Here is a 21,482-nt window from a genome sequence, read left to right as displayed (position 1 = left end):
ATGTTTTTACATTCGCCGTGAGCTTGTTTATTATCTTGCGAGTTTTATTTTACGGTTTATAGAAGTTTGAATATGCAGTTTACCAAATGGCTGATTGCCATTCCCCTAGCAGTGACTACCTTGTCTGGCTGCTCATTACTAGAAAAATTGGTTTATCGAATCGACATCAACCAAGGCAACTATGTTGAACAAGAATCCGTAAATAAATTGAAATTTGGTATGAGCAAAGAACAGGTTCGTTTCGTTCTTGGATCTCCAATGTTGGTAGAAAATGGTTACCCTGATACTTGGTATTACATCTATCACCATACTCAAGGACACAACGATCCTGAGCAAAAAAACCTTATCGTCAATTTCAACCCTTCGGGTACTTTGACAAACGTTTCTGGTGACTTCCCCGCTGGTGATTCGTTTTTTGAAGGAATCAACTAGAGTGATACTCAAATAAGGTTTCTGTTCAGAGTTTCAGATCTTAAATGCAAAAAAGAGCTTGTTTAATACAAGCTCTTTTTTATTCACATACATTATTTCGAACTGGCTGCTTGAGCTCTTTGTTGCTCTACTCGCTTACGACGAATCTCTTTCGGGTCAGCCAATAACGGGCGATAAATTTCAATTCTGTCTCTGTCACGCACTGTTGAGTTAAGCTTCACATTGCGGCTAAACACACCCACTTTGTTTACTTTCAAATCAATCTCTGGATACAAAGACAAAATGCCTGAAGTCTGAATGATCTCTTCTACGGTCATATCTTTGTTTACCACAAGATTCATCACTCGCTGCTCATGTGGCAAAGCATATACAACATCAACATGGATGATATCCGATTCAATACTCATTATGCGTAAACCTGTTTTGCGCGTTTAGTGAAGGCATTAACCATGTTACCGGTTAGCTCATTAAAAATTTTACCAAAAGCCAGTTCAATCATTTTACTTGAGAACTCAAACTCTAACTTCAGTTCGACCTTACAAGCCTGTTCGTCAAGTGGCGTGAAATGCCATCCCCCGCGTAAAGTTTTAAACGGTCCATCCACCAAACTCATCATGATCGATTCGCCATGACGCAACTCGTTTGATGTTGTAAATGTTTTGCTTATACCGGCTTTAGAGACATCTACAGATGCTATCATTGCCTCTGGCGATGATTCCAATACACGAGTACCTGAGCAACCCGGCAAGAATTCAGGGTAGCGAGCGACATCATTAACTAAATGAAACATCTGCTCTGCACTAAACGATACCAACGCAGAACGACTAATTTGTTTCATCTTTACTCCTCATCATTACCCGGACATATCGGTTAGCGCTGATTGTACTGTCATACTTATGTCACCTCAAGTAACTGCACATTGCCACTTGTTAGGCAGCGCAGTTAACCTTATGCTACGCAAAGAAAAGCATTTCCTATCTAATCACCAAATCCGTATAATGCGCCCACTATGGTAAAGAAAAATTCAAAGACAAAAGCGGGTAGCAACACTATCGCGCTTAATAAAAAAGCTCGCCATGAATACTTTATTGAAGATGAAGTAGAAGCAGGGCTAGAGCTACAAGGCTGGGAAGTTAAATCTCTTCGTCAAGGCAAAGCTAATATCGCTGAAAGCTACGTTTTCATGCGAGACGGAGAAGCTTTTATTTCTGGGATGACTATTACTCCGCTACAACAAGCCTCAACGCATGTTGTTGCTAACCCTACTCGTGTACGTAAACTGCTATTAAGCCGTCGTGAACTCGATAACCTATTCGGTCGAATTAACCGTGAAGGTATGACTTTAACAGCATTGTCTCTTTACTGGTCTCGCTCTTGGGTAAAACTCAAAGTTGGCGTTTCGAAAGGTAAAAAGCTTCACGATAAACGTGATGATTTAAAAGAAAAAGATTGGGCAAGAGAGAAAGCACGCGTAATGAAGAGCTCATTGCGTTAATCTTGACCAAACAGACGCACAGCGCTAGACAGGCAATGCTTTTCTGGTACTATGCATCAACAACCTTGGGGCTGATTCTGGATTCGACGGGAATTTTGAAGTCTGAGGTGCATGCCGAGGTGCGGTAGGCCTCGTTAACAAACCGCAAAAAAATAGTCGCAAACGACGAAAACTACGCACTAGCAGCTTAATACCCTGCTGAGAGCCTCTTTGCCCTAGCTTCCGCTTGTAAGACGGGGAATTACAAAGAGTCAAACCCAAACTAGCTAGCTCGGATTCTCCCGCCTGAGAGATGAACAGCGAATTATAATTCAGGATAGTCATTCATTAGCGTGTCGGTTCGCAGGTGGGTGGTGAAATTAAAGATCGACTAAGCATGTAGTACCAATGATGAATGATTTTCGGACGCGGGTTCAAATCCCGCCAGCTCCACCAAATCATAGTTTAAAGACGTCTAAGGACGTCTTTTTTCTTACCTACCATAACAAAAAATCAATAACTTACGATAATATGAAGTCTCTTTAAGTTTTTCTAAGTATTGTAAAGTCCCCGTGTTTTGGGAACACTGTTAGGAACACAAACAAATATTCTCATTTTTAGTGTTCCTAAAAGGTGTTCCAATGGCACGACAAACTACCCCTCTTAATGCAACACAAGTTAAAGAAGCAAAACCCCAAAATAAAGAATACTCCTTAGTTGATGGACAAGGACTAAAACTTCGCATCAAACCTAATGGATCTAAATGTTGGTTATTCAATTATCATAAACCAGCGAATGGTAAACGAACTAACTTAAGCTTGGGTGTCTATCCGAACCTTTCTTTAGCAAATGCGCGAAAAGAAGCGGCCAAAGCAAGAGAGCTACTTGCTCTTAATATCGATCCAAAAGAACACAGAGATTCAATACACTTAAAAAAAGTAGAAAGTCTAGAGAGCACGTTAAAGAAAGTGGCTCAAAAATGGTTCGAGGTTAAAAAACACGAGGTAAGCCATGATCATGGTGTTGATATATGGCGATCTTTAGAACTTCATGTTTTTCCAACTCTACAAAATATACCTATTGATAACATTACTGCACCAATCGTCATCGAAGCAATTCGTCCAATTGAAGCACAAGGGAAGCTAGATACTGTAAAAAGAGTCAATCAACGACTGAATGAGATTATGGACTTTGCCGTAAACACAGGAGTGATTACAGCAAACCCTATATCCGGTATCAAAGCGGCGTTCAGAACAGCAACAAAGCAAAACAATCCTTCTTTAAAGCCAGAACAACTTCCGGAGCTAATGGCTACGATTCATAGTTCAAATACAAAACGAGTAACAAAATTTCTAATTGAGTGGCAATTACACACAATGGTAAGACCGAATGAAGCAGCAGGAACTCGTTGGGATGAAATAGATTTCACACAAAAAATTTGGACAATTCCTCTAGAAAGAATGAAAAAGAAAACCGAACACAGAGTCCCTTTAACCCCTCAAACTATTGCTATGCTGGAAGCAATCAAACCAATTAGTGGAAATAAAGAATACGTGTTTCCAGCAGATCGAGCCCAAAACAAATGTGCAAATAGCCAAACGGCAAACGCAGCCCTTAAGAGGATGGGGTTTAAAGACCGCACTACTGCTCATGGATTACGAGCATTAGCGAGTACGACTCTTAATGATCAAGGATTCGAAGTAGACCTTATTGAAGCTGCGTTGGCCCACGTAGATTCGAATAAAGTAAGAAGTGTTTATAACCGAACTGATTATTTAGAAAGACGCAGAACCGTGATGTGTTGGTGGAGTGAACATATTGAACAAGCCAGTATAGGGAACCTGTCCATCGTTGGATTTAAAAATTATCTATGAATTAACCATGCGAATCCCTTTATTCCTTCGAATCAACGCCGAAAACGACTCTGTCGGTTTTCGGTGATTGAGAACGAACAAAAAAAAATCACATTAATCCTACCACTTAATTAAAGATTACCGTTTCTAGTCTAAAGCCCCCCAACCATTAGACAAAGGAACGAAAATGCCTAAAAGAACACTTCCTCTTTCAGCCGCAGAAGTAAAAGAAGCAAAACCTAAAGAAAAAGAATACTACTTAGTCGATGGTAACGGCTTAAAACTTAGAATTAAGCCCAATGGAACAAAGTCATGGCTATTCAATTACTACAAGCCTTTTAGTAATAAACGTACGAATTTAGGTTTGGGAGTATATCCTAACCTGTCACTGGCCAATGCTCGCATAGAAGCAGCTAAATCTAGAGAGTTACTAACACAGCAAATTGATCCAAAAGATTACAGAGACGAGCTACATGCAGAGAAAGCTCTTAATATTAAACAAACACTTGAGAAGGTGGCTGAAAGTTGGTTTGAAGTAAAGAAACATAAAGTAAGCTCAGACTATGCTATTGATATATGGCGCTCACTAGAACTACATATTTTCCCATATTTAGGGAAAACTCCGATCGCTAAAATTACAGCCCCAATTGTTATTGAAGTAGTAAAAGTATTAGAAAATCAAGGCAAACTCGACACTGTTAAACGTCTGACTCAGAGACTTAACGAAATTATGGTTTTTGCAGTAAATACAGGCTTAATTTACGCGAACCCAATTTCCGATATTAAGAGCGCTTTCAAAAAAGCGACTAAGACACACAACCCTTCTCTTAAGCCAAATCAACTACCTGAACTCATTGATAATCTTTCCAATTCAAACGCTAGGATTGTTACCCAGCTTCTAGTCCTGTGGCAGTTACATACGATGACTCGTCCAAATGAAGCCGCCGCTGCAAAGTGGAACGAAATTAATTTTAATAACAAAATTTGGACTATTCCTAAAGAACGGATGAAAAATAGAAAGACTCATGAAGTTCCTTTGACCCAACAAACGTTGGGAATTCTCAATCAGATTAAGCCATACACAGGGCATAGAGAGTATATATTCCCTGCCACACACAACTTCAGGCAATCAATCAATAGCCAAGCTGCCAATTCACTTTTAAAGAGAATCGGATTTAAAAATAGAACTACAGCCCACGGATTAAGATCACTTGCTAGCACGACTCTAAATGAAAAAGGCTTTTCCCCAGATCTGATTGAAAAGGCATTGGCGCATACTGACAAAAACTCTGTCCGCAATGCATATAACCATGCAGATTATATAAGCCGGAGACGTAAAATGATGCTCTGGTGGAGTAATTATATTGAAAATTCAACCTCAAAAGATCATCCAAGAGCTAAAAGTTAAAAATTAAAAATTAAAAACAATAAAAAATCACGGTTAAGGGAGAAAAATATTTCTGAAAACGTACCTAAAAGCAGACCTCCCTTATAAGGATTTTTCAAATGAAAGAAAGCGACAAAATATTAAGTTTAGATGAAGTAATCACGTTTACTGGACGTAGCAAGGCATGGATTTATAACCAAATGAAAGAAGGAAATCTCCCAAAGCAAATTCGTCTTTCTCCTACCGGAAGAAGCGTTGGTTGGAGCTTTAAAGAGCTTCAAGAATGGTTCAACTCTAGAATGGAAAGCAGAAGCTGAGGTACTAGATGAAAAAGAATAAAATTAAATTTCCTGACATGGGAACGTCAGACTCGGGAAAACCAAAAGTTCTAAACACGGCAGATAACTTTGAAGAACTACTAAAAAGCGAAAAATTAGCTGCGATGATGAATATGATGACTTGGGAGTATGAACTAATTCAAAATGGACTTATCATCCAAGATCATGATATTTCGAGAAGCATATTAATCTCTCTAGCTTCTATACATAACTTTCCACGGATTGCCATCGATGATCACTTCAAAGCAGTAGCGCGAAAAAATGAGTATCATCCAGTTGAAAAATGGCTATCCACAGAAGAGTGGGATGGTACTAATCGTGTTGATGCCGTGATTAACTGCTTGAACTCTGCTAACCCTGAAATCGCTAATTTTGTATTAAAACGTTGGCTCGTAGGCTGTGTAGCATCGTTGTACGAATCAAATTTCTCTTCAAAATTGGTTCCAGTTTTAAGAGGTGAGCAGTCGTTCAAAAAAACTGCGTTTATAGAGCGGATTGCAACTGTAGTTCCAAAATGTTTTTTGCCAGGAGCTGAACTCAACCCCGACCACAAAGATAGTGTATTGTCTGTAATTCGCTCGTGGATTGTAGAACTGGGTGAGCTGGAGCGTACGACAAAAAATAATCAGGGCTCTTTAAAAGCCTTCATTACTAAGTCTAGTGACACAATTCGTCCTCCATATAGTAGAACTGACATAAACAAGCGTCGCCAAACACACTTAATAGCGACGGTGAATGAGATGAACTTCTTGAAAGATCATACTGGAAATACAAGATACGCTGTCATCGAATTAAAAGAAGTTCCGGATATTGATACAATTAACGAAATACTGGGTTGGAAATATGATCCTACCGGTAAGACGGAATTGGTAGACCCACAGAAACTAAAGCAATTTTGGTTAGAAATAAAATACTTATACGACAATCAGTATGGTTGGATGCTAACGAAAAATGAGAGTATATTGGTTGCACAAGAATCCGAAAGGTACGAAGAGAAAGGCATTTGGTACAGCATGCTTTCAGATCATTTGGATAACTGTGAGACTTATCCCAAAGAATGGCTCACTACAACACAGATATGTAATCAACTCAAAATCGAAAATGCGCCACCTAGCATTGTAGGCAAAAGCCTTGCTGCTTTGAGTAGGATTAATAAAATTGAAAGAAGGCTCATAAACGGAAAATACGAATATTCATTTCCTATTATAATTAGTTGATTATTGTAATTTTCCCCACTCCCCCCACTTAAGTGGGGGGAGTGGGGAAAATTTCTTATCTTTGAAATAAATATTACTTTCGTAATTCCCGTTTTTTTAGAACAACAAATAAATATTAAAATTAACTTGATTAACCTACCATATTAACCAATACTATTAAAAATTAGACTCACTTATCTAAAGGTAATGAATATGTCTTTCCCATTCTTTTTAGCAATGTTAGTTTTACTTACATTTACTCTAGCAGTCGCATGGTTTTCTATTTACCATGACAAAAAAAACAATAAAAAATAAAATAACTTGATATTTACCTCTTGCATTAATAGAAAATAAGTAACAATATATAATCTATTACCAATAAGGTAAAAATGTGTAAGGCTTTATACACAGCCTATAAAATAATAGGTCAGCCATCTACTTGTGAATACTCACATCTACCCAGCGATATATTGCTCAGCACATAGTGCTCACCAACCTTAATTTCTGCGTATCACCTCTCAACTGGCGTGAAGTAGAAAACTACCAGCATATTATTTATGCATAACACCACCTTGTCGTTATAACGACTAAATGGCTAGTCGTCTAATCGTAAACACGATTAGACGACGGAACGCTCTGCTATAAACCTCTACATCATTGCATTAAAAACAATAAGTTATTGTTGAATTATAAAAATGATTTCAAGAAGAATATGGAAGAATTTCACTTTCAGGCGACTGTAGAATAATGGAAATGCCATTATTCAAGCATATACAGTGCACTGTGGAACAGTACCAACTAGCCATCACTAAGCGGCCTAAGTCGCAAACTTCACTCATACGTAATCAGAGGGATGCAATAAGCCCGTTGTAGAAGCGCAACTACCTGATTATTAATTGCAAATGCGCGTCACCACTTACCAATACGTTTTACGAGCACTCAGAGTGAAAATTAACATTTTGAAATGGGATTTATATGAAAGATAGAAAATTAAACCTTCGTAATTTTGGACTTAAATCACGCGATCTAGGAAGGGCTTTAACGACGGCATATCATTTAACTGCTAACGGTTTCAACACAAATGGTCAAGCTAAAAATAAATGTAAAGAATTTGCCCGATTCTTAAAAGATAAATTTGGAATAAAAGATTTAAGATTTGTTACCAAGAGTCATGTTTTTAGCTACTCACAGCACCTTCTTTCTAGATATGAGTCTGGAGAAGTAGGTTTAAGTAGAATACATAATGCTTTATCCACGATAAATGTTGCCATGGCTGAAGCCAGAAGGGACCAGTTATGTCGAGTGGAACCCTTTGTTGATGCATATTTTCCCAAAAAAAGTGGAATCGCAACGCATGACCGAAGTATTAGCGAGGAACAGCATGCATCAATCATTAACGAAGTTCCTGCTAGGCTAGCTGTTCAGCTCGAACTTCAACGTGCTTTTGGACTTAGATTTAAAGAATCGTGTTTAATAAACCCTAAAAAATCATTAGCAGATTACGACGGTTGGAAAGAAGTATTTCCTATAAAATTTGGAACAAAAGGGGGACGTCCGAGATTTTTAGGCAGAATAAGTGAAAGCCAAAGAGAAATTTTAAACAAAGCAATTGCTATACAAGGAGATGAGGAATCTTTAGTACCTAGAGAACTCTCGTGGCGTCAATATCAGAATCAATGCTATGAAACTTCTAAAAAATTAAATATAAATTTCCACGGTAATCGCCATTTTTTTGCAAATAAATATTATGAATTTGCTATGGGCGTCAAATCACCAATACAATCGAATATTAATCATAAACATAGATTTAAATATATATCTGAAAAGCTAGGAATATCAAAAGATGAGGCTAGACTTAGAGATTTAAAAGTAAGAATGGAAATAGCAGAATATCTAGGGCATTGCCGTGTATCAATAACCAATTCATATCTAGGGTAAAATTATGCATCCACAGACACATTTCAGAATTCTTCAAACAATGCGTTCTTATACAAAAAAAGGTAAAAAATCCATATATAAGAAAAAACAAATAAAAAGATTAGTTACTGTTTTAAATGACATATTTAAGAATGAAGGTTCAGAAAAGTTAGAAGCAATAGGCCGCAGGCAGATAATCGGCTACTGGAGAAGAAATACTGATTCGGATAAGGTCAGATATGAAAAGTACCTTATAATTAGGCTATTTTTTGAAGTTTTCAACTCAAAAATTAGTGTACCCAAGCCGAAAAGTACTACTAATTCAAACTAATGTTCTGTATTTTTCATTATTATACTGAGTAATTAAGGTATTAATATATTTTGGAGAATTAACTTACTTGAAACATTAGGGTTTATTAATTAAATATTTAGGCTTTCATGGAAACTCTTGATGTTTAATTTAAAACTTAGTAAATACTTAATTACTCAAACTGGAAATAAGGTTAGCGCTATGAGAAAGTCTTAAAATAAGCAATGAAATTTTTTTGGTAAACCAAACTAAGTCCAAAGTTTTGACTAATAAACAATTAACCCCTAATGGAGGAAGTCGTCAGGCTTTTTGTTTGTGTTTTTCCGATATCTACACCTGAATCTTGTCCAACAAATACTTACCTTTTTAAAAATCTACATTAACACACTTCAATTCTGCTTTAACCTCACGGCAATGAACCTTAGTACAAACACACATATAAATCATACCGTGAAACGGTATGCACAATTTTTCAACCTAGATACCATATTCGCGTTGAAGTGCATATAACGACCTCGACGACGCCGTCGACAAAGTTGCTGAGACTAAATCATGCTAAAAGTTAGGCAACGTAATCTTAAAGTGAGGTTACAGAGTCAGTCTGGTAAGACCGACCCAGCGTTGTTCTAGAATTTTAGATTGGAATATATTGGGAGCATCAATACCTATAGAATAGCGGGTGAATTTGGAATGTCTTATTAAGATCTGTAATATCTAATTCCTGCTTATCAAATGAAGTATAGATAGTCAAAGAATTTGATTTTTTAAAGCCAACAACTCCAATTGTGAACCATACTTTTACAAGCTCATCGAAATTTATTAGTCGGTTATTATGCATTTCATCGTCTAAGCTTTCATTCGGTCTTTCTAGTAAAAAATTTAAAGTTTTGTCGATAATGCTTGTATCTAAATTCGATATTGAGAATTCTTTGACTGATATAAATGAAAGGGCGTCTAAGTAATTTCTAATATGTGGGAAAATACTAATCCATTCCTTTTCCAAAGCTCTTTTTCTTTTGGAATAATATTTTTCCTCTGCCTCTAACACAATATTTTCACTTAAGGTTATCTTTTCATTGCATTCAGATAAGCAAGAATTAACAAAATCAATGGCATCACGAGGTCGCAACATAGTCCTATCCAAGATAAAGTCATCAGCTTTCTGATCAACAACATAAAAATTGAATAACTCTTTAAGAGTGACTTTTTCACTGCCTCGATATTGATTTTTTATTAACTTACTGATACGACGATCTAAGATTTCCCTTATTTGACTCCTATCCCAAGAAATAGCATAAATTAGAGACTGGTCTTTCTCATCTTGTCTCAAGTTATTCTGATAAATTCCCATCAAAATATCTGTCCGTATAGATATTAATATTTTTACCGATTTGATGTCTAGAAGCTCTTTAAACGCTTCCAGTAAGGCATTTATAAAGTCGTGTCTAATACCACTTGCGCTTAACCAAGATTTATCAAGATCATCAATACTAATAATAATTCTATTTTGCTGGCGATCATCAGAGAACTCTTCTTTTATAATTTTAATTAATTCTTTCTGTTTTCTAATGAGTTCACGACTTACATAGCTAGATGTTTCTCGTTGTACTTTCTGCATAGATTCATCACTAACCTTTCCTCCTAACTCACCAAACTCGAATTTCGCTTTGCCGGATAGCTCATGTTGCATTTTTTCTGTAATCTCTGTAACAACATTGTCATTAAAGAAATTGTCTTTGTAAGCATTTAGATACTCTTTGACTATTTCAGGCTTATAACGTTTCTTAGTTGAGTTACCTAGATTTCCAATGTATTCAAAAAAACTAGTATAAGAGGACCTGTATAATTGATTGATGACTTTAACCAGCAATACATGAATCCACAAAGATTTATAGAACGCCCTTAGATCAATACCATTGCGGATTAGATCTGACACAAAACGGTTATTGTTAATATGTTCAAAGACTGTATTTTCTGCCTCAATTGTATCGTGAACCTTAACATTGCCATGAGCTACGATTTGTTTTAACAGAGCAGTTTTACCACTTCCAGTCCGGCCTACTATTACACGTCTTGGGAAGTCAGGATTTGCAGTACTTGGATCGAAGTTTACAATACCCTTGAACACAGCCGACTCATAGAAGCAATCATCTAAGAATGTGTCGGTTTCTGCATCCAAATTTCCGATTATATCGTTATTTCTAAATTTATAGCTTGTCATATAGCCTAATTATTTTTCTGCCAACTGTATTTAACCGCTCATTTTATATCTGTAAGAAAAAAAAATGTACCTAAAGATCAAAGTTATCAAAAAATAGTAAGAAATTTAGCATACTATTTTAATACCTATTCTTGACTCTACCCTCCATCAACTCAGCCACACTTAGCACTGACCTATCTCAACTTACGAGAAGCTAAATGAGCATATCTTGTGCAAGTCTGTGGCGACTGATGCGCTACCCTCATCGCTCAGTATTTTAAATTTGCTTGCTCGTATGTAAGTCTCTGAGTAATTTAAGCTGATCATTCGATTTGTGATATTTAGTCAATAGAAAAGCCGCGACACACTGAATGGAGTTTCTATTTCTTCCACATACAGCGAACGTTACTTATCTTGAGAGTAGGGTCAAGCTTACTTACGCTCTAAAAGCCAAGAGCGATCTAAGTCACACTATTAGAATTTATTTAATAGAGTATTGTTTTAGCGATTAATTTTAGGAACACTGGAAGGAACACTGCGATAAAATTATAGTTTTTTATTATTTATAATCATGTAGTTAGTATGAGTAGCCAACTGTCGCCAGCTCCACCAAACGTTTGGAAAGGGCGATAACTCTTAGAGTTATCGCCCTTTTTGTTACCACTCGTTGATAAGTAAACGGCTTTTCACACCTTTTACTTGCAACCCCATAGCTTCAAATACTTCTTCAAACTCAGAACATTGATGTGGAAGTGTTGGAAGAGACAATGACGCTTCTGAAAAGAATCGAGACTTCAAAATCGTATTTTCGCCCCAAGCCAATTGCCACCAATCAAGAACACGCTGTTTCGAGTCATGCAAGCGATGTGCAGTAGGCACCTTATCGCTTTTACTCAAATTCTCTTCAGTAGTTGTTGGTAACAAGTTCCATTTATCGTTATTTGGCCAATAGGTAAACGGCAAACAGTGATCGACATGGAACTCATTTCTGAGTTTGCTCCCACTCCATACACTATGAATATCTATATCTTGCTTACGCAACTGTTCAACGCGTTTTCGGACATCTCTTGTGTCGTGATCTTTATCAATCCAAACTAAGCAATCATAGTAAGTTTGCAGTGAAATTTCTCGATCTCTGTTTCTCTTAAAACGCTGCATTTCTTTTATCCACTGATTGATAACCAAAGGCTCGATCCATGAGTGGTATAAGCGAAAGCAATCCCACAAGCTTTCATCCAGAACAAACTTCCCGTAGCTTTGTAGAAATAAACTATCTATGACGATCGAATCTCCATGGTTAGACCTTTCTCTTTCTACAGTAAAGTAAGTTTTTCTGTTTTCTGCTCTACCTTGATAAGTAAACTTTACTGGATTGTCTTTAATCGTTGCGATTGAATCTCTAATCGTTTTATCAAACGCTTTAGCTTGTTCACCAAGGAACATAGCACCTATAGATAAATCATCAGCCCCCAGATTAAACTCTTTGAGTTTTCCCCACCCATCCGACTTAATAAAACCCAATCCCATTGATGAATTCGAATTTTGCTGAATGTCTTCTTTATCAATCAGCCGTTTAAATTGTCGAATCCAATACAAAGCGACAAGTCCAAGTGGAATAGCTACTTTCCCGTCGCTGCGATCAATTACTGCCCCAGAGTGAGCATCAGCGATTCTTAATAGTGTTCGAAGCAGTGCCAACTTATACGTAGCTGATTTACTGTCGTTCACTATGATGTGACGAATTTTCTTAAGATCGCCAGAACCATCATCAGGCAGAGTCATGACAACGGTTTCCCACCATACGGAGCGTCGCTTCATAGAATCGTCACTCTCAGTAACCTGTGTGACGTGAAGCGCGCTGCTTTTCGACAACGCTTCCAGTTCCTCAACGGATACTTCATAGCTTTTGCGACCATCATCAAATTGACCATGACGCAAAGAAATCACCAACTTCCCATAAGGTGCCAATAGGTTTGAAAGCTTACGAAATGCTCTTTCCCGATAACTAGGGGGGATATGCATCCAAACAGCACTAACCAAAATTAAGTCAAACTGGATGCCCAAATTTTCAGTTTTAGATAGAGCAGGCAAAGCATCATCTAACCATGAAACGTTTAACCCTGTTTTCTTTTGACCTAGTGTTCGCATAGCTTCGCTAGGTTCTACAGCAAACACCTCACATCCTTGCTCTTCAAACCATTTAGCATCTCGCCCCGAGCCAGCGCCTAAATCCAACACTTTTGAACCAAAAGCAGGCCAGTAACGTGACCACGACTGATGTACATCTTCAAATCTCAAAGCATCGTACTGAGAGCACAGAGCTTGAGCATTTTTGTTATAGAAATCAGAATGTAGTGACATCGCAAGCTCTTAAAATTCAGTTTTCTAAATCATAAGTCGTGGCTGCTTTTAACGCGAGAAAGTTTGATAAAAGTATGAGCAAACATGAGACAGCTCACCCAACCTCATTGTCTCTAACTTGTCTTTTCAACCAATCAGTAAAAATAGCAGTGGTTTCATTTGGGTTATGGGTGATCAAAAAGTACCCTGCGTTGGCTGGTATGGGTTTGAATGGTGAAATGAGCTTGCCTGTTTCTAGTTCATTTTGCAGCAGCATTGAGCGAGCCATGGCAATCCCTACCCCAGCTTCAGCAGCGGACATCGCCATATCAGTGCGATTAAAGAAGTGCCCTTTGAGAGTAGAAATTTCAACCCCCATTTCGGAGGCCCAATAGAGCCACTCATAGTCTCTTGGGGCTTTTGCCCAAGGCATTGCGTCATGAAGTAAATTCACCTCATCCCAGTAGTTTTGATTCTTACCAATATGTTCAAGCCATGGGTGAGCCTTTAAATAGGATGGACTAATAACAGGCAGTAGCGATTCCGCCATAAGCAGCTCTGAGTTTTTTCTGTTGTAAGGGAAAGGGCCGTAATCTATAGCGAGATCGAAATCTTTTCTTTCACTGTCCACCAGCGCCCCTTCTGCGAACAACTGCACCTGAATTTCAGGGTTCTGATGATAGAAATCTTCAAGCTTGGGTAACAACCATTTGAACGCTAATGAAGGTGTTAACTTCAAGCGAATCTCTTTGCGATTCTCGCGTTGTTCCAAGTTATGTAATGACTCTTCGATATCGTGGAAACTGCGTTGGACAACCGCTCTAAGTGTCTCTCCTGCTTCAGTTAATTTCACTCCTCGCGAATGGCGTTCAAATAGACTAAAACCTATTTTCGATTCCAGTTGGAGTAACTGCTGGCTAATTGCGCCAGTCGTTATGTGTAATTCCTTTGCTGCTGCACTGAAACTTGGATACTGAGCAACTAACATGAAGGTGTGTAACGCTGATACTTGGGAACTCTTTAACATAGTCTTGCTTATAGTTTTACTAAACACTGCTGATAATTTTTATCGATTGTTAACAAAAGGTAAAGCAAAGAAACTACCGCTATAACAAATGAGGAGTTTTAAATGGAAGTTATCGTTCTTGGAAGTGGTGTCGTAGGTTTAACATCAGCATGGTATTTGTCTCAGGCAGGTCATAGCGTAACAGTGGTAGACCGCCAACCACGTAGTGCTGAAGAGACCAGTTTTGCGAACGCTGGGCAAATCTCATATGGCTATTCATCGCCATGGGCCGCTCCGGGTATTCCTCAGAAAGCGATCAAATGGTTATTTGAAAAACACGCACCTTTAAAAGTGAAGCCATCGCTTGATCCTCAAATGCTGCAATGGATGACGCAGATGTTGGCGAACTGCCAACTTGCTCGCTATCAAATTAACAAGTCTCGCATGTTGGCGATTGCTAACCATAGCCGTGAATGTTTGTTGGAACTTAAGAAACACCACAACGTTGAATATCAAGGCCGCCAAAAAGGTACACTGCAAGTATTTCGTACCGAAAAGCAGCTTGTTTCAATCGAAAAAGATATGAAGCTACTAGAGCAAAGCGGTGTGCGCTTCGAGTTGATGGATGTCGCTTCTTGTATTAAGCAGGAGCCGGGCTTAAGTCCAGTGCAAGATAAACTGGTTGGTGGTCTCTACTTGCCTGATGATGAAACTGGTGACTGTTACCTTTTCTGTCAGCAACTAACGGAGCTGGCGAAATCACAAGGCGTGCAATTCAAGTTTGATACTCAAATTCAATCACTAGAGATTGAAGGCAAAAAGATCAAGGGTGTCCAAACCGATAAAGGCCTATTAAAGGCAGATGCGTATGTGGTTGCTTTAGGTAGCTTCTCCAAACAAATGCTTAAACCTTTGGGCGTAGACGTACCGGTATACCCAGTAAAAGGTTACTCATTAACCTTACCGATTGTGAATGAAGAACTTGCGCCTACCTCTACAGTAATGGATGAAACCTACAAAGTTGCACTAACCCGATTTGACGACAGAATCCGTGTTGCTGGAACTGCTGAGTTGGCTGGTTTTGATCCTTCAATTCCTAACGCTCGCAAAGAAACGATTGAGATGGTGGTTCGTGATTTGTTCCCACAGGGGGGCGATTTTAGTAAAGCGGAATTCTGGACGGGTTTCCGCCCAATGACACCAGACGGTACTCCTATCATCGGTTCTACACCGATTGAGAATCTATATACCAACACTGGTCATGGCACTTTAGGCTGGACGATGGCGTGTGGATCAGGGCAAATTCTTTCAGACATCATCACTCATGGCGATACAAAAATTGATGTTACGGGATTAGGCGTTTCTCGCTATTACAGCTAAAAATCCTATCAATCATAAAAAGGGTCTAATTAGACCCTTTTTTATTAATGTATATACATATTATTCACCATAAAACATCGCAATATCAAAACAACCTCAAAATGAAAAGTTATTCAGTTCAACATGCATAATTCTTATTTAAGCAACATCTGATTTATAAAAGACCATTTTTTAACCAAATCTAGAATTTATAACTTATTGTTCACTCTTTAGTCAGAATTTCGTGTGAAAAATCACAGTAATTAAGTATTGGTGAAAATTTGGTTAACATTGCCGTTACAAAAGATTATTATCTGAGACGCAAAACAAACACAACTATCACTCAACAGGGAAAATACTCATGCAGTCATTTGTTGATTTTCTAAATGGAATTATCTGGAGCCCAGCACTGATTTATTTGTGTCTAGGCGCTGGTCTTTTCTATTCAGTTCTAACTCGTTTCGTTCAGGTTCGTCATTTCTTCGAGATGTGGCGCCTTTTACTTTCAGGCAAAAGTTCTTCTAAGGGCATATCTTCGTTCCAAGCACTTGCAGTTTCTCTGTCAGGTCGTGTAGGTACAGGTAACATCGCGGGCGTAGCAGCAGCGATCGGCTTTGGTGGTCCTGGTGCTGTTTTCTGGATGTGGGTTGTAGCATTCTTTGGTGCCGCGACTGCTTATGCAGAATCCACGCTAGCGCAAATCTATAAAGAAGAAGATAACAATGAGTTCCGTGGTGGCCCTGCTTACTACATCGAAAAAGCAATGGGTCAAAAATGGTACGCGTGGATCTTCGCAATCGCGACTATTTTTGCTTGTGGTGTTCTACTTCCGGGCGTTCAGTCAAACAGCATTGGTAATGCCGTAGAGACTGCATTCGGTTCAGGACCAATGATTGATACAGCTATCGGTACATTCAGTTTCGCAAAAATTCTTACTGGTACGATTGTTTCAATCCTTCTTGCATTCATCATTTTCGGTGGCGTAAAACGTATCGCTAGCTTCACACAAATCGTTGTGCCATTCATGGCTCTTGCCTATGTGGTAACTGCGTTCGTTATCATCCTGCTAAACATCGGTGAAGTTCCACGTATTTTCGGCATGATCATTGGCGACGCATTTACACCTATGGCTGGTGTGGGCGCTGCAATTGGTTGGGGTGTAAAACGTGGTGTTTACTCTAACGAAGCTGGCCAAGGTACTGGACCTCACGCTGCAGCGGCAGCAAGTGTTGATCACCCAGCTCAACAAGGTCTTGTACAAGCATTCTCTATCTACATCGATACACTGTTAGTATGTTCGGCAACCGCATTTATGATTCTAATTACTGGTGCTTACAACGTACACGGTGGTGCTGAAGGTCTGTTCCTCGTTCAGAACATCGCAGCAGATGTAGCGGCAAACGGCCCTGCATTTACACAGATGGCGATTGAAAGTGCACTTCCAGGTGTTGGTAAACCATTCGTTGCATTCGCGCTGTTCTTCTTCGCGTTTACAACCATTCTGGCTTACTACTACATTGCAGAAACTAACGTGGCTTACATTCGTCGTACTTTCAAAGTTGACGGTCTAATGTTCTTCCTAAAACTGGTTATCATTTCTGCTGTGTTCTACGGCACAGTGAAAACAGCCAACCTTGCATGGGCAATGGGTGACGTTGGTGTAGGTATGATGGCTTGGTTGAACATCGTTGGTATCGTGATTATTTTCTTCATGGCTAAACCAACAATGGCAGCCTTGAAAGATTACGAAGCACAACAAAAACAAGGCGTACAAGATTACCTATTCAACCCGGTAAAACTTGGCATCAAGAATGCGACTTACTGGGAAGAGAAATACAAACGTAGAACAGGTAAAGCGCCAACGGTTGATTCTGATTCTGAAGTAGAACAGGTTTCTGGAACTCCAGCAGAACAACCATCTAACTAATGATATAACGAATGATTAGAGAGATTAAAAAAGGGTTAGCTTAGCTAACCCTTTTTATTTGCCCCGAACGGAGCTACTTAACTTTTCACTGTTTCCTGAATCATTTCATCATTTGCTTCTGGACGCTTTGCCCAGTATCCCGCCAATACAGAACCTGACAAGTTGTGCCATATAGAGAATATAGTTCCAGCAACTGCTGACGCAGGGGTGAAGAACTTCATTGCCAATGCTGTGGCTAATCCTGAATTCTGCAAACCAACTTCAAAAGCTACTGTACGACACACAGTTTCATTGAAACCGAGTAAGCGGCAAATCCAATAACCGGAAGCTAGACCTACTCCATTATGCAAAATAACAGCAAGGGCTACGATTGGACCGATAGTCGCTAAGTTACCGGCGTTCAACGCCACAACGATGGCAATAATAAGGACAATAGCGGCCATTGAAATAAGCGGTAATACCGGCTCAAGTTTCTCTGTCACTGAACGAAAGAAGACATTCAATAGCACCCCACCAGCAACAGGGACTAGAACAATCTTTACTAAACTCATCAGCATACCGACGACAGGCACATCAACCGCTTTCCCAGCCAACAGTTCAACCAGTAGCGGAGTCAGTACCACACCAAGCAAGGTGGATATTGAGGTCATCATTATCGACAATGCCACATCCCCTTTTGCCAGATAACACATCACATTCGATGACGTACCGCCAGCTACACTGCCAACCAATACCATGCCGATAGTGAGCATAGGATCAAAACCCAACAGTAAGCTAATTAGCAAAGCTGCAACCGGCATGACAGAGAATTGTAAGATCAAACCAACACCAATCGCTTTCTTGTTATGAATGACATTAAGAAAGTCTTTCGGCTTTAAGGTTAACCCCATAGCCAGCATAATGATCGTTAAAAGGGGGACAATTTGGCTTTTGTGCTCCACAAATAAGCTAGGTACAAAGTAAGCACAAAGAGAGAACAATATTGCCCATAGAGGGAATAGTTGCGTGATAATCCTTAACATATACATTCCTGTTTAATTTTATATTTATAAGCCTTACCAACTGACTTGCCATTTGCGATGAAACGGCAACATGAGATAAGGGATATCTAGGTTCAAAAATCTAGTATCAGGAATACGTTACTCCACTATTTGAATATAAAACAACCAGACATTTACTGTGGGTTAAAATTCACGCACAAAAAAAGGCCGACCATAAGGTCGACCTTTCTAGAATTCAAAAGTTAATTAAGCTGCAACTTCTTCTAGTTCAACTTTAACTTCTTCTTTAACAAAAGCTGGTTTACCAACTGGTAGTACTTCACGACCATATTCTGCGTTAAGAACTTGAGCCATTGCGAAGTAGATAGCGCTTGCGCCACAGAAGATACCTTCGAAACCTGCGATAGTACCGATTAGCTCGCTACCAGTGAAATCACGTAGTGCTAGTAGAGCAAATAGAATAGTCAGTGAACCGAATACTACTTGTTTTGCAACTGGGTAGCAGCGAGAACCAATGAACATGAATCCAGTGAACACACCCCAAAGAGCTAAGTACCAACCCATGAAGTGTTCCGGGCTTGCAGGTAGACCCATTTTTGGCATTACAATTAAGCCAACTAAAGTTAACCAGAATAGACCGTAAGACGTGAAGGCTGTTGTACCGAAAGTATCACCACGGTTGTAGCACATAATGCCTACAATAACTTGACCTAAACCGCCGTAGAAAATACCCATAGCAAGAATCATAGAATCTAGTGGGAAGAAGCCTGCGTTATGGATGTTGAGCAGAATTGTAGTCATACCGAAACCCATTAGACCAAGTGGTGCTGGGTTAGCTAATTTAGTAGACATTAATCATGTACCTTAAAAAAAATGGATAAAATTTACGCGCGGATTTTAATGGACGCCTAGATAAAATAAAGACTCCATTTATAAAAACTTATATTTCATTTTTATAGTTATTGAGTTACAGAAAACCAAAAGCTATTCGTACTGTGCGACATACAAATAACCCTATATAAAACATAGAATTACAACATGAGTAAAATGCCCATCATAGTACATTTACTCATGTTTGAGCTTTGCAATAACTCAGACATATTTTCTAACTGAAAAAAGAAAGCCCCAGAGGTTATCTGGGGCTTAGCAGTAGAGCTAATCGGATATTATTCCCACTCGATTGTCGCTGGCGGCTTACCAGAAATGTCGTAAACCACGCGTGAAATACCATTCACTTCGTTGATGATGCGGTTCGACACCTTACCTAGGAAATCATAAGGTAAGTGAGCCCAATGCGCAGTCATGAAGTCGATAGTTTCTACAGCTCGTAATGACACAACCCAGTCATATTTGCGGCCATCTCCCATTACGCCTACAGAGCGCACTGGCAGGAATACCGTAAATGCTTGAGATACTTTGTTGTATAGATCCGCAGCATGTAACTCTTCAATGAAGATAGCGTCAGCACGACGAAGTAGATCACAGTATTCTTTCTTAATTTCACCAAGAACGCGAACACCTAGACCAGGACCTGGGAATGGGTGACGGTAAAGCATATTGTAAGGAAGACCAAGTTCCAGACCGATCTTACGTACTTCATCTTTGAATAGTTCACGTAGTGGTTCAACCAAACCCATTTCCATATCGTCTGGCAAACCGCCAACGTTATGGTGAGATTTAATTACATGAGCTTTACCCGTCTTAGATGCTGCTGATTCAATCACATCTGGGTAGATAGTGCCTTGAGCCAACCATTTCGCATTTTTCAACTTCTTCGACTCTTCATCGAATACGTCAACAAACACGTGACCAATTGTCTTACGTTTCACTTCTGGATCAGACTTGCCTTCCAAAGCTTTTAGGAAACGCTCTTCCGCATCCACTTTGATGATGTTCAGGCCAAATTTATCGCCAAACATTTCCATCACTTGCTCGCCTTCATGAAGACGAAGTAAGCCGTTGTCTACGAATACACAGGTCAGTTTGTCACCGATTGCACGGTGAACAAGCATTGCAACCACAGAAGAATCCACACCACCAGACAAGCCAAGAATAACTTCATCGTCACCCACTTGCTCTTTGATACGTGCTACTGCGTCTTCAATGATAGATTCAGATGTCCATAAACGCTCACAGCCACATACGCCAAGAACAAAGTTCTCTAGCATTTGCAGACCTTGTTTGGTGTGCGTTACTTCTGGGTGGAACTGAACACCGTAGTATTTCTTCTCTTCATTAGCTATTGCCGCATAAGGACAAGTGTCTGTCTCGCCAACTTTTACGAAGTCAGCAGGAATTTCAACAACTTTGTCACCGTGGCTCATCCAAACATCTTGGATTTCAGCAAGATCTTTGAATAGTGCTGATTCACCAGACACTTTAACTTCTGCGTAACCGAACTCACGCTCTTCTGAACTTGCTACGCGACCGCCTAGCTGCTCTGCCATAGTTTGCATGCCGTAACATACGCCTAGTACAGGAACGCCAGAGTCAAATACATATTGAGGTGCGCGAGGAGAGTTTTGTTCAGTGACACTTTCTGGACCACCAGAAAGGATAATGCCGTCAGGATTGAATTCGCGAATGTCCGCTTCTTCTACGTCCCAGCTCCACAGTTCACAGTAAACACCGATTTCACGTACGCGACGCGCTACAAGTTGAGTATATTGTGAACCGAAGTCTAGGATCAGAATTCGTTGATCATGAATGTTCTTTGTCATATTGAGCAATCTTATCAGCTAA

At 39.3% G+C, this 21,482-nt stretch carries 18 protein-coding genes and 1 other RNA gene; 11 read left to right on the top strand and 8 right to left on the bottom strand.

Features of this window, described 5'->3' with window-relative positions; translation table 11 throughout:
* Positions 1–72: 72 nt before the first annotated feature.
* Positions 73–432: an outer membrane protein assembly factor BamE gene (gene bamE / locus HUO09_RS18950; RefSeq protein WP_167411920.1), complete on the top strand. Its 360-nt coding sequence runs from the start codon at positions 73–75 to the stop codon at positions 430–432.
* 92 nt (positions 433–524) lie between these two features.
* On the opposite strand, the gene HUO09_RS18945 is transcribed toward bamE, so the two are convergent.
* Together HUO09_RS18945 and HUO09_RS18940 are read right to left on the bottom strand one after the other, a co-directional pair.
* Entirely contained in the window at positions 525–839 is a 315-nt protein-coding gene (locus HUO09_RS18945; protein WP_188235013.1) for an RnfH family protein, read from the bottom strand.
* Positions 839–1,270, bottom strand: coding sequence for an SRPBCC family protein (locus HUO09_RS18940; RefSeq protein ID WP_167411918.1), 432 nt, complete (start codon positions 1,268–1,270; stop codon positions 839–841). The genes HUO09_RS18945 and HUO09_RS18940 overlap by 1 nt, the downstream gene beginning before the upstream one ends.
* Positions 1,271–1,441: 171 nt before the next feature.
* Between HUO09_RS18940 and smpB the strand changes: the two genes are divergently transcribed.
* From smpB to HUO09_RS18900, 8 genes are all read left to right on the top strand, one after another.
* Positions 1,442–1,927 (top strand): SsrA-binding protein SmpB, encoded by a 486-nt coding sequence (smpB, locus tag HUO09_RS18935; RefSeq protein ID WP_112404473.1) that lies wholly within the window; start codon positions 1,442–1,444, stop codon positions 1,925–1,927.
* A 67-nt stretch (positions 1,928–1,994) separates the two neighbouring features.
* Positions 1,995–2,362: a transfer-messenger RNA gene (ssrA, locus tag HUO09_RS18930) on the top strand.
* Positions 2,363–2,547: 185 nt separating this feature from the next.
* Entirely contained in the window at positions 2,548–3,780 is a 1,233-nt protein-coding gene (locus tag HUO09_RS18925) for an integrase domain-containing protein (protein WP_188235012.1), read from the top strand.
* 166 nt (positions 3,781–3,946) lie between these two features.
* Complete coding sequence (locus HUO09_RS18920) at positions 3,947–5,167, top strand: integrase domain-containing protein (protein WP_188235011.1); 1,221 nt, start codon at positions 3,947–3,949, stop codon at positions 5,165–5,167.
* A 98-nt stretch (positions 5,168–5,265) separates the two neighbouring features.
* Complete coding sequence (locus HUO09_RS18915) at positions 5,266–5,463, top strand: AlpA family transcriptional regulator (protein WP_188235010.1); 198 nt, start codon at positions 5,266–5,268, stop codon at positions 5,461–5,463.
* 8 nt (positions 5,464–5,471) lie between these two features.
* Entirely contained in the window at positions 5,472–6,701 is a 1,230-nt protein-coding gene (locus HUO09_RS18910) for a VapE domain-containing protein (protein ID WP_188235009.1), read from the top strand.
* 954 nt (positions 6,702–7,655) lie between these two features.
* A complete protein-coding gene (locus tag HUO09_RS18905) occupies positions 7,656–8,618 on the top strand; it encodes an integrase domain-containing protein (protein ID WP_188235008.1) in 963 nt (320 codons plus the stop codon).
* 4 nt (positions 8,619–8,622) lie between these two features.
* Positions 8,623–8,928: a hypothetical protein gene (locus HUO09_RS18900; protein WP_188235007.1), complete on the top strand. Its 306-nt coding sequence runs from the start codon at positions 8,623–8,625 to the stop codon at positions 8,926–8,928.
* Positions 8,929–9,565: 637 nt separating this feature from the next.
* Here the strand turns inward: HUO09_RS18900 and HUO09_RS18895 are convergent.
* The 3 genes from HUO09_RS18895 to HUO09_RS18885 form a co-directional block, all read right to left on the bottom strand.
* A complete protein-coding gene (locus HUO09_RS18895; protein ID WP_188235006.1) occupies positions 9,566–11,128 on the bottom strand; it encodes a P-loop ATPase, Sll1717 family in 1,563 nt (520 codons plus the stop codon).
* A gap of 636 nt (positions 11,129–11,764) precedes the next feature.
* Positions 11,765–13,468 carry a bifunctional 2-polyprenyl-6-hydroxyphenol methylase/3-demethylubiquinol 3-O-methyltransferase UbiG gene (locus HUO09_RS18890; RefSeq protein ID WP_188235005.1) on the bottom strand — a complete coding sequence of 568 codons (1,704 nt, stop codon included), beginning with the start codon at positions 13,466–13,468 and terminating at the stop codon, positions 11,765–11,767.
* A 94-nt stretch (positions 13,469–13,562) separates the two neighbouring features.
* A complete protein-coding gene (locus HUO09_RS18885; RefSeq protein ID WP_188235004.1) occupies positions 13,563–14,474 on the bottom strand; it encodes a LysR substrate-binding domain-containing protein in 912 nt (303 codons plus the stop codon).
* A 102-nt stretch (positions 14,475–14,576) separates the two neighbouring features.
* Here HUO09_RS18885 and HUO09_RS18880 point away from each other — a divergent pair, with 102 nt between their 5' ends.
* The gene (locus HUO09_RS18880) at positions 14,577–15,833 is read left to right on the top strand and encodes a D-amino acid dehydrogenase (protein ID WP_188235003.1); all 1,257 of its coding nucleotides are present in this window, start codon (positions 14,577–14,579) and stop codon (positions 15,831–15,833) included.
* 340 nt (positions 15,834–16,173) lie between these two features.
* Positions 16,174–17,739 (top strand): sodium:alanine symporter family protein, encoded by a 1,566-nt coding sequence (locus tag HUO09_RS18875; RefSeq protein WP_167412851.1) that lies wholly within the window; start codon positions 16,174–16,176, stop codon positions 17,737–17,739.
* 77 nt (positions 17,740–17,816) lie between these two features.
* Here the strand turns inward: HUO09_RS18875 and HUO09_RS18870 are convergent, their stop codons facing one another.
* From HUO09_RS18870 to guaA, 3 genes are all read right to left on the bottom strand, one after another.
* Positions 17,817–18,761, bottom strand: coding sequence for a bile acid:sodium symporter family protein (locus HUO09_RS18870; protein ID WP_188235002.1), 945 nt, complete (start codon positions 18,759–18,761; stop codon positions 17,817–17,819).
* Between the two features lie 225 nt (positions 18,762–18,986).
* Positions 18,987–19,592 carry an acetate uptake transporter gene (locus tag HUO09_RS18865; RefSeq protein ID WP_188235001.1) on the bottom strand — a complete coding sequence of 202 codons (606 nt, stop codon included), beginning with the start codon at positions 19,590–19,592 and terminating at the stop codon, positions 18,987–18,989.
* Positions 19,593–19,906: 314 nt separating this feature from the next.
* On the bottom strand, positions 19,907–21,460 hold the full coding sequence (guaA, locus tag HUO09_RS18860) for a glutamine-hydrolyzing GMP synthase (protein WP_167412848.1): 1,554 nt from the start codon (positions 21,458–21,460) through the stop codon (positions 19,907–19,909).
* Positions 21,461–21,482 lie beyond the last annotated feature (22 nt).

The sequence above is a fragment of the Vibrio sp. Y2-5 genome (assembly GCF_014596725.1).
Taxonomy (GTDB): domain Bacteria; phylum Pseudomonadota; class Gammaproteobacteria; order Enterobacterales; family Vibrionaceae; genus Vibrio.
The sequence above is the reverse complement of the archived record's forward strand: the minus strand, read 5'-3'. Positions and strand labels throughout refer to the sequence as shown.